Origin of the sequence: Bacillus bingmayongensis, assembly GCF_000299035.1 — a bacterium.
In the GTDB taxonomy this organism is placed as follows: Bacteria; Bacillota; Bacilli; order Bacillales; family Bacillaceae_G; genus Bacillus_A; species Bacillus_A bingmayongensis.
This window is the reverse complement of the sequence record NZ_JH921518.1, coordinates 219,833-237,246: the sequence shown is the minus strand read 5'-3', so window position 1 is coordinate 237,246 and position 17,414 is coordinate 219,833. Positions and strand designations below refer to the sequence as shown.

Genomic DNA, 17,414 nt, shown 5'->3' with positions numbered 1-17,414 from the left:
AAGTGACTAAAAGGAATTTTTTTATTTATTACTGATAAGGGCACGTAATATCGACTGAATACAGGGGGATATTAATCTTGCATATCTTCTAAATAGTTGTTATTCCGGATAGCAACTTAAAAAAGAAATGAAAAAATTTTTATCTTTAAATATTCTGTCTTGAAAATACTTGAATCTTTTGTTTGGTATAAGCACGCAGTGGATAGCTATTCGTATTATTCAATTGCATAATGCAATTGAGACTAGGAAATATATAACATGAGGTGAGAAGTTGTAAAGATTTGTCGCGTATTTTAAGGAGGATAACCATGTCTATTATACGATTTGATGAATTTCAGAATTTGAATAGTAATCTTGTTTTTATGCAACAACAAGAAGCGCTACAGCGTTACATCGAACGATCTAATGAACGTGAACACATCGCTAGTGAACTAGAAACTAAAAGCCCTCTTGAAGTAGAAACGCCAGAGCGGGTTGCCTTTCGTAAGGCGCTTATTCATCCTCGGGATGGACTGGCGATAGAGCGTCTTATTGGTCAAAATGATTTGTTTCCTATTTCTTATCTTGAAGCCGGCCTTAATGTAGCTAAATCTGTTTGTAGGATTGAAGTCCGCGATAGTATTGGGAGAGTTCTCGGACACGGTACGGGATTTCTTGTTTCGCCTTCCTTATTACTTACAAATAATCATGTTTTAGACAACGAAGATAGGGCGCTGTTTAGTCTCGCAGAATTTAACTATGAGCTTGATTTAAACTTAAAAGAGCGCCAGATCAAGAGTTTTCGTTTTGCACCTAAGCGTTTATTTATTACTGATGTAGACCTTGATTTTACATTAGTCGCTATCGAAGAAGTATCTGCTGACGGAACGAAATTGAGTGATTTTGATTTCTTGCCTCTTTTATCCCAAAGAGGGAAAGCTTTAGTTGGTGAATATGTATCAATAGTCCAACATCCTTCCGGTGCACCTAAAGCTGTAGCTATAAGGGAAAACAAAATTACGGATATATTTGATGATTACATTCACTACTCAACAGATACGATGGAGGGATCATCTGGCTCGCCTGTATTTAACGACGAATGGATTGTCATTGCCCTTCATCATGCTGGGGTTCCAGATCCAAACGATAATACCAAATTTATATCTAATGAGGGGGTTCGTATAAGCAGTATTTTGAAATTTGTCACGGAGCAATATTCTGGTTTAAGTGATGATAAGAAAAAGTTAGTTGATGACATGTTGAAGGATAGGGATTTTGTGGATCATAAACTTGAAGAGATGTTGATTAAGGAATTAAACTACGAATGGCATGAGGAATCAACTGGTTATGACACAAAATTTCTTGGCAATCATTACGAAGTTCCTCATCCGAAATTTAGATCTGATCTTGAACAGGACATAGCACCTGTAAAGAATAGCAATAATGTATTAAACTATACACACTTTTCAATTGTTATGAGTAAATCACGTCGTTTAGCTTATTATACTGTAGTTAATATTGATGGAAAGCAACTGATTAATATTAAACGTGAGAAAGATAAATGGCATTTCGAGCCACGTATTGAAAAGAAATACCAGTGTGGTCCAGAGTTATACCAAGGCAATGATATTGATCAAGGGCACCTTGTACGTAGACGAGACCCTGTATGGGGAAATGTAGCAAAAGAAGCAAATGAGGATACGTTCCACTTTACAAACTGTTCTCCGCAACATAAAAATTTAAATCAAAAAACTTGGCTAGATTTAGAAGATTATATTTTAAACAATGCTGAAAACTCTAAACTTAAAGTAACAGTATTTACTGGTCCAATATTTAGGAGTGATGACGTTGTTTATCGAGGAGTCCAGATACCAGCAGAGTTCTGGAAAATCGCAGTGATTGTCAAGGAAGATGACAGTTTATCTGCTATGGCCTATTTACAGACTCAAAAAAATCTTATTGATAATTTGGAATTCGCTTACGGTGAATATAAAACATATCAAGTACCAATTTCAAAAATTGAATCTTTAACAGGTCTTGATTTTGGAGATTTACGAAATCATGATCCAATAGCTCGATTAGAATCTACAATAGGTCACGTTATTGAGACTGCTGAAGACCTACAATTTTAATTTTTGAACATAACACTAAAGTTAATTATCATCTAGGAAGCCTACGATTGATTCGCTTCTAATCTAGAAGTAAATATAATTTTCATAATTAACCTGTAGAGAGTGCTAATATTTTGTTCAGGGGATATTTCAAAATATTAGTTTTATGAAGATATGGCACTCTCAAACACGAGCTAGAATATTTAGACTATGCTCTTATGTTAATGAGAAAGGTATGGACATGCATCAAACATAAGAGTGGATTAAGGTATTTGAAGAGGGTTACAAATAAATGTTTAAACTTCATGTAATAAGATCAAGCTAATAAAGATGTTTTTTACTAGTATTATGAAAGGATGGAAAATTTGGATACAAAACGTTGTTCACATAGGAATTGCCAATGTTTTATTGTACCTAACTATGTTCTGGAGAATTTAGCACAAAACGAAGTAGAAGCAGCACGAATCAGTTTAGCAAAAAGTAGACAAATTCGAAAACGCAGAATTTTGAAGGAATATGATATTACTGGTGTTGTTTCCTTAACTGATGCAGGAACAGGGCCGCGAGGAGAATCTGCTCGTCATGTATACGATTGTAAAGGTGGGACAAAACTTCGGGTGAATGAGGTTAGGAAAGAAGGAGACAGATCAAGTGGGGATACCGTAATTGATCATGCGTATGATTATGTTGGAGTTGTGCGTGACTATTTCAAAAATGTGTTCCACCGTAATTCTATCGATGATAAAGGACTTGATCTTATTCTGAATGTTCACTATGGGCATAACTTTCAAAATGCCTATTGGGACGGTGATGAAATGGTGTTTGGTGATGGAGATGGAGTTATTTTTACTAGTTTTGCAAATTCACTCGATGTTATTGGGCACGAACTTACACATGGTATCACTCAGTTTACTAACGGATTAGAATATGAAGGTCAATCTGGGGCTTTGAATGAACATATTTCGGATGTGTTTGGAATTGCAATTAAGCAATCTTATTTAAAGCAAACAGCACAGGAGGCAGACTGGCTAATTGGTGCTGATATAATGGGGCCAACCCTAAAAGGACAAGCCCTTCGTTCAATGAAAGCACCTGGTACTGCATTTGACAATAAACTAATGGGGAAAGATATGCAACCTGATCATATGAAAAACTATTATCAAGGAGAACGTGATCACCATGGTGTCCATATCAATAGTGGAATACCAAACAAGGTGTTTTATCTTGTATCCATGGAGATTGGAACAGAGAAAGCAGCTTTGATATGGTATAATGCAATACAAAGCTTATTTGCAACTACAAATTTCAATCAATTTGCCCAAATTGTAATGAAAGCAGCACAAAAACTTGTTGATAGTGGAGAAGTTCCTAAAACGGCTGCCAAAACAGTAGAATCTGCTTTTAAAACGGTTGGACTACCTTATTAGTCGTATTTTTTATCATGAATTGGAGGCTTAATATTCATATGCATATCCAATTTATCTGTAACGGGGGAATCGCCAACTTCGACTTAATCTTTCAGACAGATACACTCGAGTTACCAAAGGAAAAAGCTAAGAAATTACTTGATTTAATCAAGCAAGCTAATCTTTTTAGTCTTAAATCAAGTAAAGCGGGGGTTGCTACAACCAAAGGAGCGGATGCTTTTTCTTATCAGCTAAGGATAGAAGATGGAAAGGAGCAAAAATCCTTTTCATTTACCGATGTAACAGCTCCGCAGGAAGTGCGCCCTTTATTGGATTATTTACGTAATTTGGCTATTGCAGAAAAAATGAAGGGATAACAAAAAAAGAAATAACATGTAAGTTGATAGTGTATAATAGAGTGATGATCTCGCTCTACTATATGATTCGAGTACTTTTGTTGTCTAAAAAGCATATCTTCAGGTATGCTTTTTTGTTTTTAACTGTTTAATTACTATCACATAAGTGTAGATTCTTATCTATATAATGACACGAGATTTGTAACCTTTGCATTTCTTGTTTTACTGAGATAGAAATCAATTATTGTATTTTGGAAATAGTTCAACTGGTGCTACCTAAAGTTTTCTGCATTTATTTACATTAAAAATTATAGAGTGTATTTGACAAAAGAGATAAAATTGCCTATTTGCATATGAAAATGGGCAATTTTACGATTTCCTAAGAATATACTTGAGCATAGTATTATGGATAAAGGCCCTTATCTGCTTTGTTCATGTACTAGAGAGGAAGTGTAGTGTTTAAAGTAATGTTTAGAAATAAAATTTATAAAAAGGAGAGAGTAGAATTGACAGGTTATAATTCTCATCAATATTCTTCAGAGAACAGTATAACAAACCCTTCTATAGAAGGAGCTTATGGCAATATACAATTAGTGAATAGACCTGATGACATGAATGATATAAATGAACCGTTGTACCGACAACCGAGCGGAAAATTATTTGCAAAAATATATGAAAAGGACACAGAAAAACCTATTAAGGATGCCAAAATATCGATTTATGAAATGACAGAAGAAGGGCAAATTGTGACTTCGCGACAAAATAATGTTATTACAATAAATACTGACGAATTTGGTGAGACACCTACAATTGCTTTACCTGCACCTTCTAAAGAACATGCGTTAGACCCTTTAGGTCCTAAGCCGTACCTTGAATATACGGTAGCGATTGAAGCGGCTGGTTATGCACCAGTAATAGTTCGTGGTACACAAATCTTTGCCGATGTTACGGCGAAACAAACGATGGAACTAATACCTATTAGTGAAACGGAAGGGCGTCAATCGGTGGAAGTAATTGATATTCCTGAACATACATTAGTTGGGCAATATCCACAGCAAGAACAACAACAACAACCGCAGTCTACAAGACGAAATGGTGATTATGATGTTTTGATACCTGAATTTGTTATTGTTCACGATGGGCATCCTAATGCTCCCGCACCAAGATATAAGGTGAAATTTAAAGATTATATAAAAAATGTGCTTGCTTCTGAAGTATATCCTTCGTGGAGAAGGGAAGCACTTGTAGCCAATGCCCTTTGTGTTACGTCTTATACGTTAAACCGTATATACACAGAATATTATGAAGCGAAAGGATTTACGATTACAGGTATCACACAGTTTGATCATAAATATACTCATGGTAGGAATACTTTTGAAGAAACAGATAATGTAGTGGAAGAAATATTTAAACAATATATTGCAAAGCCTGGGAAAATTGAACCGTTATTTGCACAATATCGTGCTGGTAAGAAGGTTCCGTGTCCATATGCGAGTCGACCAGGGATGCTCTATCAGTGGGGAACTGCATGTCTTGCAGAGCGAGGGATGAATTATATAGAAATTTTGAAATATTATTATAAGGAAATAGAAATTCGTTTAGCTGAATTTATACAAGTTGTTAAACCATTCCCTGGATTTAATTTAAAAGAGGGGGATCAAAAAGAAGCTGTTCGTACGATCCAAAAGTATTTATATCACATAAGGAAAAAGTTTAAAGATATTCCTCAAACAAATGTAAATGGAATATTCGATCCGAATACAACAAATGCAGTGAAAAGTTTTCAAAAACATTTTAAACTTCCTGAAAACGGAGTCGTGGATGAACTAACTTGGAATAAAATTACTGATATATATGTATATGTGACAAATCTTCCGGGGATTTTCCCGATTCTACAGATAGGTAGCCGTGGAGAAAGTGTTAAAGTATTACAGATTTTATTAAAGAAATTTGGATTTTATGTAGGAGAAGTAGATGGGGTTTTTGGAATGGGAACTGATAAATCGGTAAAAGAATTTCAGAAAGTTAAAGGCTTTACCATTACGGGAGTGATGAGAAAGGAATTGTGGAAAGTTCTAGAAGAGATGCAGTTTTCTGTAAGGGAGTCACGAACTTCTTTACCTAACGTAACAAATAATTCGATGGTTCATGGAACACATACAAGTTTAAATGGAAATCAACACAAGCCTTCTTCGTATACAAACACATCGTCTATTTATTCATCCTCCACACCATGCATCCCTAATACATCCGCATATCAAAAATCAACATATCCCACACATCCCTATTATGGAAATGGTTATTATCCTTTCTACTAATTACTAAGGTCATTAAAATGCAAGGGAGTGGTTAATTAAAACAGTTGTACAGGAAGGAGGGGTTCTATTGATGATTGGATATAATTCGTATCAGCAAGAGGTAGTAAAAAGGTCATTTTATCAAAAACCCAATTTTTTAAATGAAGAATATTATACTCATGGTGCAGAGTATTTCTATCGTGCTTCGACAGGTAAGCTGATTGTATCTGTTTATGAAATGAATACGGAAAAGCCAATTAAGGGAGCTAAAGTATCAATTCGTAAGCAAGAAGGAAACGGTCATATTATTACTACAATTGAAACGAATGAAATTGGTCAAACGAATGTCGTTTCTTTACCAGCGCCCCCTAAAGAGTATGCCTCAGATCCTCTAGGACCAAAACCTTATTCTGAATATATTCTAACTATTGAAGCTCCTAATTATGGGGTTAAAGTAATTCGAGGTGTACAAATTTTCGCGGATACTACAGCTAGACAAAAAGTTGAAATGGCTCCTATTATCCGGACAGGAAATCAGCAATCTATAAAAATCATTGATATACCCGAACATAAATTAACTGAACAATTTCTAGAACGGCAATTTCAGCCACAGTATTTTAGTTGTATTCCTTCGATTGTAAATGTTAAGATACCGAAGTTTATTATAGTCCATGATGGTGATCCTCATGCACAAGCTCCGAGATATAGAGTGTCATTTAAAGATTATATAAAAAATGTAGCTGCTTCTGAAATATATCCAACATGGCCGAAAGAAGCTCTAAGGGCCAATATTATTTGTATGACATCATTTGCATTGAACCGTATATATAGGGGGTATTATTTTGTAAGAGGATTTACAATTAGTAGTTCTGCTCAATTTGATCAATCTTATAATCATGGTAAAAATACTTTTGCAGAAATAGATGGTATAGTTGATGAGGTATATAACCAATATATTGCAAATCCCTATAGTACTGAACCGTTATTAATCCCATATTGTAGTGGGATAAGAACTTGTCCAATTGGATATTTTAGCAGATGGGGAAGTAAATATCTTGCTGAGCAAGGGAGAGATTATTTGAATATTATTAGAAACTATTATCCGGTAGCAGAAATTCGATTTGTATAATTGAGGGTTTGAGAGGAATTTTGAAGGATATATTCTATAAGAAGATAAGCATAAAATCTTGATTCTAGTTCCAAAACTTTAATTCCTCTCTCAATCTCGACATATTGATTAATATTAACCTAAAAAGGTGGAAGATAAAGAAAATATCTAATGATTGGAAGTGACGCTTTAGTAATCGCCTATACAATGATTATGAGGTTCATCAACATGTTTTGAAATTAGATAAGCGAGTTCGTTATCTCTGAAGAAAACAAATAACTGGTAGCGAGTAGAAGAAACGCCTATTAAAGTAAAAAGAAAGTGGATGTATCTTTGACGTGGCGTAAATTTTGCAAGAAATATGATTGTTTTTATCACAGTAAAACATGTGTCATTAGCTGATAAGAGCCTAATGTATTCTGAATAAGCAAATAAGAAAGTTTCATAATAGAAATATAGCAATGTATTTTTGTTTTTATTACTATAAAGATTCTTGCAAATGATCCGAAGTAAAGAACATGTACATAAAGAATGCTCGAATGTATGTATAAACATTTATTTTATCGTCATCCTATATAAGTGAATACACTATGAAACCTGAAAGGAAAGTTTAACATAGAATGAAACTAGATGGCGTTTTTGAAGGTGGAGGAGTTAGAGGTATTGGACATGTTGGTGCCGTTTGTGCTTTAGAAGAAGAAGGGTATGAATGGACGCGTTTAGCAGGAACCTCTGCTGGCTCCATTGTTGCTGCACTTCTAGCATGTGGTTATACAGGAAAAGAATTAAAAGACATCATTGGTAATTTGGATTATACAAAATTTATCAGTAAAACATGGATGCATAAAGTCCCTTTAATTGGAAGAGGGTTGAGCATCTGCTTTCAAAATGGTTTATATAAAAATGACCATGAAGAAGAATGGATAGGATCTTTGTTGCTAAAAAAAGGCTTCCGTTATTTTGATGACCTAGGTAATGATGGGAGATTGAAAATTATTGTTTCAGATATCAGTAATGGAAAAATGGTAGTAATACCTGACGATTTATCACAATATGGACTGTCATATAAGGATGTCACGATAGCTCGAGCAGTAAGGATGAGTGGAACCATACCTTTCTTCTTTCAACCAGTAAAATTAAAGATTCCGAAATCAACACACCCTTGTTATATCGTAGATGGTGGAATTCTTAGTAATTTTCCAATATGGATTTTTGATGATCATCCAGAATGGCCTACATTTGGATTTCGTTTAGTAAAAGATGAAATAATTGGGAAGCCTATTGAGGATGGAAATCCTATCTCTATGTATAAGGCCATGTTTAAAACAATGATGCAAGCTCATGACCTTCGTCATCTAACACCGGAGGCTAATGCGCGCACCATCAAAATCTCCACCGGGAAAATTGTAAGTACAAATTTTCGCTTAACTCTTGAAGAAAGAGAAAAACTTTATGTATTTGGTTATCAAGCAGCTAAAAGTTTTCTTGAAAAGTGGGATTTTGAGGAATATAAGAAGACATACAGGTAATTAATTCTAACTTTCAACATAAAAAACTCTCTTACAAGAATAAGGTGTAAGAGAGTTTTTTATCAATGAAATTCGTTAATTTATTATATTTTAGAATATAGAATTCGATGTAATCTTTTTTCATATTCTGTCCATACCCCTTAAATAGACGGTAATATTTGATTTGAAAATATATCAAAGACCATTCTTACATTTTTAAATATGTACCAAAAGGATGGTTTTTTATTTGAATTCATCCATCATTTTTATAAATGATTTCTATTAAAATAATTCATTTTATTTATTTGTATTCTAAATATATAATAGCGATTAGGTGAGTGCACAGGAACTGCTATTTAATGAGTAGTTAGGATAGAGAATAAATGATTTTATTAGAGAATCACTCAAGTTGAAAATATATGAAATTGTTACTAAAACCAACTAATTGCATGAGAATGATGACTTTTATGATGTCTTGTTAGATAATGGACTGTATTTTCGCGTAAGAAGAAAACGATGTAACTTACATATTCATTTTCTCATTATTATGGAGATATGGATACAACAAGAAAAACATCAAGAAATTATATGATTGTACAACAGGAGGGGTAAGTATGGAGCTGCGCCATTTGAAAACTTTTATTATTGTAGCGGAAAGCGGTGGCTTTACACGGGCCGGTGAACAACTTGGGTATACGCAATCGACAATCACCAATCATATTCGATCATTAGAAGAAGAGATTGGGAGTCCATTATTTGATCGTCTTGGCAAAAGAGTAATTTTAACTGAGGTAGGAGAGCATATGCTTTCTTATGCACATAAAATATTGGAATTATCAAACGAAGCATTGGAATCATCTCAAATGAACGGCAAATCGTCAGGAACAATACGCATTGGAGCGAATGAGTCTTTAATGATTTATCGATTACCTGCTGTTTTATATGAATTTAAAAGGAAGTATCCACAAGTCCATATCATTTTACAACCATCAGAGAGTCAAGAGTTGCATAATGAATTAAAATCAGGGAAATTTGATTTTGCTTTATTTACACATCCGGAACAACTGGGGGCAGACATCGTTACTCATTCTCTTGTTCAAGAGAAGATTGTGCTTATTGCTCCGCCGAAACATCCGTTAACAAAAAAAGTGAGCGTTAGTCCTGCTGATTTAGAAGGAGAAATGTTGTTGCTCACAGAGCCAGGGAGTTATCGAGATTTGCTAGAAAGACGGATTAAAGAAGATGGAATTAATTGTTCCCATATTCATTTTTGGAGTATTGAGGCGATTAAGCAAACCGTTATGTGTGGGCTAGGAATATCTTATTTACCGTTTATAACGGTTAAAGAAGAAGTCGAGCAAGGAAAGCTAAGTGTACTGCCATGGACGTATAGTGAAGATTTCGTTACAACTGAATTGGCATACCATAAAAGTAAATGGTTAACTCCTGCAATGAAGAAATTAATTGAAATGATAGAGAAACATGCAGAAAAATGGAAAGAATTCGCTTGATTCTCTGAGATGAAATTAGGATAAAAAATATGTATTGGGGTAGATAGGGGGAAAAGTAATGAACGCACGAGTAAAAGAAATAGCACTTGTCGTAATTGGATCATTGTTGTTTGCGATTGGAATTAACTTTTTTGCTATTCCAAATCGATTATCTGAAGGTGGCATTATTGGACTTACAGTTATTACATATTACTTGTTTGAATGGTCACCAGGTACTGTAAACCTTTTAATAAATGCAGTATTACTTGCAATTGGGTATAAGTTTTTTGATAAAAAAACAATGGTGTATACAATACTTGGTATTGTCTCTTCATCTTTCTTTTTATATATCACAGAAGATATTGCGACTCCGGTAAATCATGATACATTATTAGCGGCTCTTTTTGCTGGTGTTTTCGTTGGTGTTGGTTTAGGGTTTATGTTCCGTGCAGGTGGTACATCAGGTGGGTCTGCGATCATAGCTCAATTAGCAAACCAATATTTAGGCTGGAGCGTTGGAAAAGGCGTATTGATTATTGATATCGTAGTTATTGCAGGTTCAGTATTTATTATTGGACAGGAAAAGGCTATGTATACGCTTGTAGCGGTATTTATAGGTGCAAAGGTTATTGATTTTATTGTAGAAGGATTGAATACAAAGACTGCTGTAACAATTATTTCAAGCTATCCAGACATGATCAGAGAATCTATTATGAAGAATATGACACGCGGTGTAACAGTATTAGAGGGGAAGGGCGGTTACACAGGAAATAACAAAGAAGTATTATATATTGTCATTAATAAACAAGAACTCGTGCAATTAAAGAAAGTCGTGAGTCAAAAAGATGAAAATGCATTTGTTGTCATTCACGATGTACGTGATGTATTAGGTGGTGGCTTTAAAGCGAGTTAAAAAGGCTGGTCTTCAAATTTTGAGGACCAGCTTTTTTGTTTAAGTTGGTAAAAAGATTTACTAGTAGAAGAGTTTAATAATTAAGGATATTGATTATATCAGGATGAAAGGAAGAAGTAGAAGGTGATGTGATTCTGTCTGTGTATCGAATACGTTTTCTGATGTTTGGGATGATTAATGTATTAATAATTTCTTCTTTATCCCGCTATTCGCGGGTAGTAAGACTCCCACCTCAAAATTCAGCGAAAGAAAAGTAGTTAGGTGGGGGACGGGCTGCCCGTAAAAGCCTGATTTATGAGGGTTAATAATCAGTGGGAGATGAAGGAAAACCCCACTGATTAAAGTTTCACTTTATTGTATTTGCTTATGAAAAAGAGGGATTCAAGATATTGAAAAATTGTTAAATGTAAAGAAAAGAGTATAGTGAAATTTTTATCGTTCACAAGACGTATATAATTAACCCTATTGTGAAGGTGTGAAGATTAAGCGTATAATATTATAGGTCTAAAAAATATAAGACGAATTGTGAATGATAAAAATGATAGATATTTTTCATCACTTATAAAAAAGAGATAAAATAAAGTAGTATTGGAATTTAGATAGGGAGTTATAAAATGAAATTAATTATTGCCGAGAAACCAGATCAAGGTTTGGCCCTTGTTTCTCAATTTAAATATCGCCGAAAAGACGGCTATTTAGAAGTGGAAGCAAATGAGTTATTTCCAAATGGAGCTTACTGTACATGGGCAATTGGTCATTTGACGCAGTTATGTAATCCGGAACATTATCACACTGAGTGGAAAAAATGGTCATTAGATACATTACCAATGATTCCGGAGCGTTTTCAATTTGAAGTCACCAAATCGAAGTATAAGCAATTTAATGTTGTGAAACAGTTGTTACACAATCCGCAAGTGACGGAAATTATTCATGCAGGCGATGCGGGGCGTGAAGGGGAATTAATTGTACGAAATATCATTAATCTTTGTAACGTGCAAAAACCGATGAAACGTCTGTGGATTTCCTCCTTAACGAAACAAGCTATTTACCAAGGATTCAAAAATTTACTCGATGAATCAGATACAATCAATACATATTATGAAGCATATACACGGTCTTGTGCTGACTGGGTCGTTGGAATGAATGCATCACGTGTCTTTAGTATCTTGTTAAAGAAAAAAGGAATGAATGATGTGTTTTCGGCTGGACGTGTACAAACGCCGACACTAGCTTTAATCGTAAAACGTGAAAAGGAAATTGAAAACTTTAAATCAGAACCATTTTGGGAAGTGTTTGCAACTTTTAATATAGAAGGAAAGAAATATGAAGGAAAGTGGGAGAAAGATAATGAGTCCCGCTTAAAAGATCCTGATATGGCAAATAAAATTGCAGCATTTTGCCAAAATAAACCGGCTGAAGTAAAAGAAATGAAAACGGAGCGGAAAGAGTTTCAACCACCGTTTTTATTTAACTTATCATCACTGCAAGCAACTGCAAACAAAGCATTTAAGTTTTCGCCGAAAAAGACTCTTGATATTACACAAGCGTTATATCAAAAAGGGATTGTTTCTTACCCACGTTCGGATTCTAACTATGTAACAAAAGGGGAAGCAGCAACGTTTCCTGACATCTTACAAAAATTAAGCCAATTTGATGATTATAAAGAATTGTTACCAGCACCGATTGAATCTATTATGAATAATAAGCGGTATGTAAATGAGAAAAAGGTTACGGATCACTACGCTATCATTCCAACGGAACAGGTTACAAATCCAGGTAAACTATCTGGGGATGAAAAGAAAATTTACGATATGATTGTTAGAAGATTAATTGCGGCTCATTATGAAGTTGCGATTTTTGACTATACAACAATTACAACACTTGTTGATGGACGTGCGGAATTTATTTCAAAAGGGAAGCAGCAAATTCAAGAAGGATGGCGCAAAGTTATTTTCCAAGATGATAAGGACGATGAAACCATTCTTCCAATCGTAGCAGAAGGTGAACAAGGAAAAGTTGTAAAGGTGAAAGTGAAAGAAGGAAAAACGCAGCCGCCAAAGCGTTATACAGAAGGACAACTTATTACGCTAATGAAGACAGCTGGGAAGTATTTAGATAATGAAGAGCTTGAGAAGGTCTTAAAAAAGACAGAAGGTTTAGGGACTGAAGCGACTCGTGCAGGCATCATTACAATGTTGAAAGACCGTAAGTATATTGATGTGAAGAAAAACCAAGTGTATGCAACCGATAAAGGGAAAGTATTAATTACCGCAATTGGGGATAAAATTTTAGCCTCTCCAGAAATGACAGCAAAGTGGGAGCAGCGTCTTGCAGAAATTGGGGAAGGGACAGCTTCACCAGCAACTTTTATGGAACAAACGAAAAAATTATCAGCGAAGATTATTGAAGATGCGGTTGAAATGTCTGAGAAATGGGATTTTACCGGATTACATGTTGAATCGATTGAACGTAAAGGCTCGAAATTTACAACAGGTAAAAAAGTAGGGAAATGTAAAAAGTGTGATGGTGATGTGATTGACAAATCTACTTTTTACGGTTGTTCGAATTATAATACAACGCAGTGTGACTTTACTATTTCTAAAAAGATACTAGGAAAAACGATTTCGCAAAAGAATATGAATAAGCTCTTAAAAGACGAACTGACAGATTTAATTAAAGGGTTTAAGAAGAATGATAAAACGTTTGATGCGAAGCTAGAGTGGAAAGAGAATAAAATTAATTTTGTATTTGAGAAGTGAGAGTGTCAACAAATAAAAAAGTCCTTTACTGGGTAAAAGGTTCTTAATAAGTTAGGACTAAAAAAGATTATTCATTGAAAACAATGAGGTGAAGCATGACGATAAAATGTCATGCTTTTTTATTTTATAATTGCAAAGTGAGAAAGGATTTTAAGAGGTTTTGAAGAATTAATGATAGTTAGAGACTGAAAAGTTAATTCACCGAAAGCTCAGCGACGTGCGGCGCAATTATGCATTGTTAATGCATGGCTTAGTGATTAAACGAATATATCTAAAAAAGTCAGAGCATGGAGTGTTGTGATTTTTTACGAATTTTATATTGTGTATTTATTGATTAAACGCTATAATTATAGTGTTAAAGATGGAATCGTGATATGACCTGTTATGAATCTATCATTTTATTTATGAATAAATGGATTGGTATTTTAGCAAGATGTGCTAATGAACTACTCCACCATGATGATATCGTACCTATTAATTCGGTACGTATATTTTCGTGGTGGAGTTTTTTTATTCTCAAAAAAGGGAGGAAAGACCATGAACGACAGCATGGTTCATATTACAATCGACGGAAAAAGGTATACAGCTGAGCCGGGTTCAACTATCTTGGGCATCATTAATCAAAACGGGATAGAACATCCACAAATCTGTTACGTGCCTGAAGTGGATCCTATTCAAACGTGTGATACTTGTATTGTAGAAGTTGATGGAAAACTTGTGCGATCCTGCTCGGCAGTAGCAAAGAACGGTATGAATATTGAGTTGTCCTCTATTAGTGCCAAGGCAGCACAAACGGAGGCGATGGACCGCTTATTGGAAAACCATTTACTTTATTGTACGGTCTGTGACAACAATAATGGGAACTGCAAATTGCATAATACGGCAGAATTAATGGAAATTGAGCATCAAAAATATCCTTACACGCCAAAAGTAGATGTAAGTGAAGTTGACATGTCTCATCCATTTTATCGCTATGATCCTAATCAATGTATTGCGTGTGGTCAATGTGTAGAAGTTTGTCAAAACTTGCAAGTAAATGAAACTTTATCTATTGATTGGGAGGCAGAGCGTCCTCGTGTTATTTGGGATGACGGAGCGGCTATTAACGATTCTTCATGTGTAAGCTGTGGTCAATGTGTAACCATTTGTCCTTGTAATGCTTTGATGGAGAAATCGATGCTTGGAGAAGCTGGATTTATGACTGGGCTGAAGCCGGACATTCTTGAGCCTATGGTTGATCTTATAAAAGAAGTTGAACCTGGATACAGCGGTATTTTCGCAGTTTCAGAAGTAGAAGCTGCGATGCGTGAAACTCGTACGAAGAAAACGAAAACAGTATGTACGTTCTGTGGTGTAGGGTGCTCATTTGAAGTGTGGACGAAGGGTCGTAAAATTTTGAAAGTCCAACCAACTTCTGATGCACCGGTTAACGCAATTTCTACTTGCGTTAAAGGAAAATTTGGTTGGGATTTCGTAAATTCTGAAGAACGTCTTACTAAGCCTTTAATTCGTAAAAATGGAACATTTGTTGAATCAACTTGGGAAGAAGCACTGGATTTAGTTGCCAATAAATTAGGCACTATTAAACAAGAGTACGGTAACGGTTCTGTAGGTTTTATTTCTTCTTCTAAAATTACGAATGAAGACAACTATGTTATTCAAAAATTAGCTCGACAAGTATTCGAAACGAACAACATTGATAACTGCTCTCGTTATTGTCAATCGCCAGCAACAGATGGATTGTTCCGTACAATTGGTATGGGCGGAGATGCAGGAACGATTAAAGATATTGCACAAGCAGGTCTTGTTATTATCGTTGGCTCAAATCCAACAGAAGGCCACCCGGTTTTAGCTACTCGCGTGAAACGTGCGCATAAACTTCACGGTCAAAAACTAATTGTTGCGGATCTGCGAAAAACCGAAATGGCAGAGCGTTCAGATGTCTTTATCAGTCCAAAGCAAGGAACAGACCAAGTATGGTTAATGGCTGTTACCAAATATATGATTGATCAAGGCTGGCATGATCAACAGTTCATCGACGAGAATGTAAACTTCTTTGAAGATTTCAAAGATAGTCTTGCAGAATATACACTTGAATATGCAGAAAAGATTACAGGCATTTCAAAAGAAGTGCTCATTCAAATGGCAGAAATGATTCGAGATGCAGATGGTACTTGTATTCTTTGGGGTATGGGTGTAACTCAAAATACTGGTGGATCAGATACTTCCGCTGCGATTTCAAACTTACTTCTTGCAACAGGAAATTATCGTCGCCCAGGTGCTGGTGCATATCCACTTCGTGGCCATAACAACGTACAAGGTGCTTGTGATATGGGAACTCTCCCAGGATGGCTTCCAGGATATCAGCACATTACTGATGATGTAGCCCGTGAAAAATTTGAAAAAGCTTACGGGGTGAAAATTGATAACAAGCCAGGTCTGAATAACATTCAAATGCTTCACGCAATTGAAGAAGGGAAAATGAAAGCCATGTATCTTGTCGGAGAGGATATGGCCCTTGTAGACTCTAACGCAAATCATGTACATGAAGTTCTATCAAGCCTTGATTTCTTTGTCGTTCAGGATGTTTTCCTTTCTAAAACTGCTCAATATGCCGATGTAGTGTTACCTGCAACTCCATCTCTTGAAAAAGAAGGGACTTTTACAAATACAGAGCGTCGTGTACAAAGATTATATCAAGTACTTCCTACGCTGGAAGATGCGAAACCAGACTGGTGGATCGTACAAGCGATTGCAAATAAATTAGGCGCAAATTGGAACTATAGTCATCCAAGTGAAATCTTCGCTGAAATGGCAAGTTTATCGCCACTTTTTGCACAAGCAAACTATGAAGTGCTTGAAGGCTGGAATAGTTTCCATTGGGGAAGCTTTGAAGGAACGAATACGCCACTCCTTTTCCTAGATGGATTTAACTTCCCAGACAAAAAAGCTCGTTTCGCTATAGCTGACTGGGTACATCCAGCTGAATTCCCAGAGGAATACGATCTTCATATTAATAATGGTCGTATGCTGGAACATTTCCATGAAGGTAACATGACAAATAAATCAAATGGTATTCAAGCTAAAGTACCTGGTGTTTTCGTTGAAGTTTCTCCAAAACTTGCACAAGAACGTGGAGTTAAAACTGGTTCGTTAGTGCGATTGGTTTCTCCTTTTGGAGCACTTAAATTACGTGCACTTGTAACGGATCGTGTAAAAGAAAATGAGCTTTATTTACCGATGAACTCGACAGACAACGAATCGGCAATTAATTTCTTAACGGGTCCTGCGGTCGATCAACGTACCAATACACCTGCATATAAACAAACGAAAGTTCGTATGGAAGTGTTACAAGTAGAAGGGGAAAATCCGATGCCAAAAACGAATCCACGTAACAAAAAGCGTCATCCTCAAAATGGGATTGAGGTAAATCGCAAGTGGGCTCGTCCAGGATACGTGCACTTAACGGATAACTAGGGAGGAGAAA

10 protein-coding genes are annotated in these 17,414 nt (G+C 35.5%); all 10 read left to right on the top strand.

Features of this window, described 5'->3' with window-relative positions; translation table 11 throughout:
• Positions 1 to 308: 308 nt before the first annotated feature.
• The 10 genes from Y7E_RS0115780 (at position 309) to fdhF (ending at position 17,404) form a co-directional block, all read left to right on the top strand.
• Positions 309 to 2,111 carry a DNA/RNA non-specific endonuclease gene (locus Y7E_RS0115780; protein WP_017152237.1) on the top strand — a complete coding sequence of 601 codons (1,803 nt, stop codon included), beginning with the start codon at positions 309 to 311 and terminating at the stop codon, positions 2,109 to 2,111.
• Positions 2,112 to 2,455: 344 nt separating this feature from the next.
• Positions 2,456 to 3,517, top strand: a complete 1,062-nt coding sequence (locus Y7E_RS0115775; protein WP_017152236.1) for a M4 family metallopeptidase — start codon at positions 2,456 to 2,458, stop codon at positions 3,515 to 3,517.
• A gap of 38 nt (positions 3,518 to 3,555) precedes the next feature.
• A complete protein-coding gene (locus Y7E_RS0115770; RefSeq protein ID WP_017152235.1) occupies positions 3,556 to 3,873 on the top strand; it encodes a protealysin inhibitor emfourin in 318 nt (105 codons plus the stop codon).
• 590 nt (positions 3,874 to 4,463) lie between these two features.
• Positions 4,464 to 6,170 (top strand): peptidoglycan-binding protein, encoded by a 1,707-nt coding sequence (locus Y7E_RS0115765; protein WP_154652047.1) that lies wholly within the window; start codon positions 4,464 to 4,466, stop codon positions 6,168 to 6,170.
• Between the two features lie 70 nt (positions 6,171 to 6,240).
• Positions 6,241 to 7,278 carry a SpoIID/LytB domain-containing protein gene (locus Y7E_RS0115760; RefSeq protein ID WP_017152233.1) on the top strand — a complete coding sequence of 346 codons (1,038 nt, stop codon included), beginning with the start codon at positions 6,241 to 6,243 and terminating at the stop codon, positions 7,276 to 7,278.
• A 599-nt stretch (positions 7,279 to 7,877) separates the two neighbouring features.
• A complete protein-coding gene (locus Y7E_RS0115755) occupies positions 7,878 to 8,786 on the top strand; it encodes a patatin-like phospholipase family protein (protein WP_017152232.1) in 909 nt (302 codons plus the stop codon).
• Between the two features lie 593 nt (positions 8,787 to 9,379).
• Positions 9,380 to 10,276: a LysR family transcriptional regulator gene (locus tag Y7E_RS0115750; protein WP_017152231.1), complete on the top strand. Its 897-nt coding sequence runs from the start codon at positions 9,380 to 9,382 to the stop codon at positions 10,274 to 10,276.
• 58 nt (positions 10,277 to 10,334) lie between these two features.
• Complete coding sequence (locus tag Y7E_RS0115745; protein ID WP_017152230.1) at positions 10,335 to 11,168, top strand: YitT family protein; 834 nt, start codon at positions 10,335 to 10,337, stop codon at positions 11,166 to 11,168.
• A gap of 614 nt (positions 11,169 to 11,782) precedes the next feature.
• Positions 11,783 to 13,927 (top strand): DNA topoisomerase III, encoded by a 2,145-nt coding sequence (topB, locus tag Y7E_RS0115740; RefSeq protein ID WP_017152229.1) that lies wholly within the window; start codon positions 11,783 to 11,785, stop codon positions 13,925 to 13,927.
• A gap of 537 nt (positions 13,928 to 14,464) precedes the next feature.
• Complete coding sequence (gene fdhF / locus Y7E_RS0115735) at positions 14,465 to 17,404, top strand: formate dehydrogenase subunit alpha (RefSeq protein WP_017152228.1); 2,940 nt, start codon at positions 14,465 to 14,467, stop codon at positions 17,402 to 17,404.
• Positions 17,405 to 17,414: the final 10 nt, after the last annotated feature.

Excerpts from the sequence above, each read along its gene's own strand:
- Y7E_RS0115770 (WP_017152235.1), top strand. The coding sequence starts at position 3,556 with ATGCATATCCAATTTATCTGTAACGGGGGAATCGCCAACTTCGACTTA.
- topB (WP_017152229.1), top strand. The coding sequence starts at position 11,783 with ATGAAATTAATTATTGCCGAGAAACCAGATCAAGGTTTGGCCCTTGTT.
- Y7E_RS0115765 (WP_154652047.1), top strand. The coding sequence starts at position 4,464 with ATGAATGATATAAATGAACCGTTGTACCGACAACCGAGCGGAAAATTA.
- Y7E_RS0115760 (WP_017152233.1), top strand. The coding sequence starts at position 6,241 with ATGATTGGATATAATTCGTATCAGCAAGAGGTAGTAAAAAGGTCATTT.
- fdhF (WP_017152228.1), top strand. The coding sequence starts at position 14,465 with ATGAACGACAGCATGGTTCATATTACAATCGACGGAAAAAGGTATACA.
- Y7E_RS0115780 (WP_017152237.1), top strand. The coding sequence starts at position 309 with ATGTCTATTATACGATTTGATGAATTTCAGAATTTGAATAGTAATCTT.
- Y7E_RS0115755 (WP_017152232.1), top strand. The coding sequence starts at position 7,878 with ATGAAACTAGATGGCGTTTTTGAAGGTGGAGGAGTTAGAGGTATTGGA.
- Y7E_RS0115745 (WP_017152230.1), top strand. The coding sequence starts at position 10,335 with ATGAACGCACGAGTAAAAGAAATAGCACTTGTCGTAATTGGATCATTG.
- Y7E_RS0115750 (WP_017152231.1), top strand. The coding sequence starts at position 9,380 with ATGGAGCTGCGCCATTTGAAAACTTTTATTATTGTAGCGGAAAGCGGT.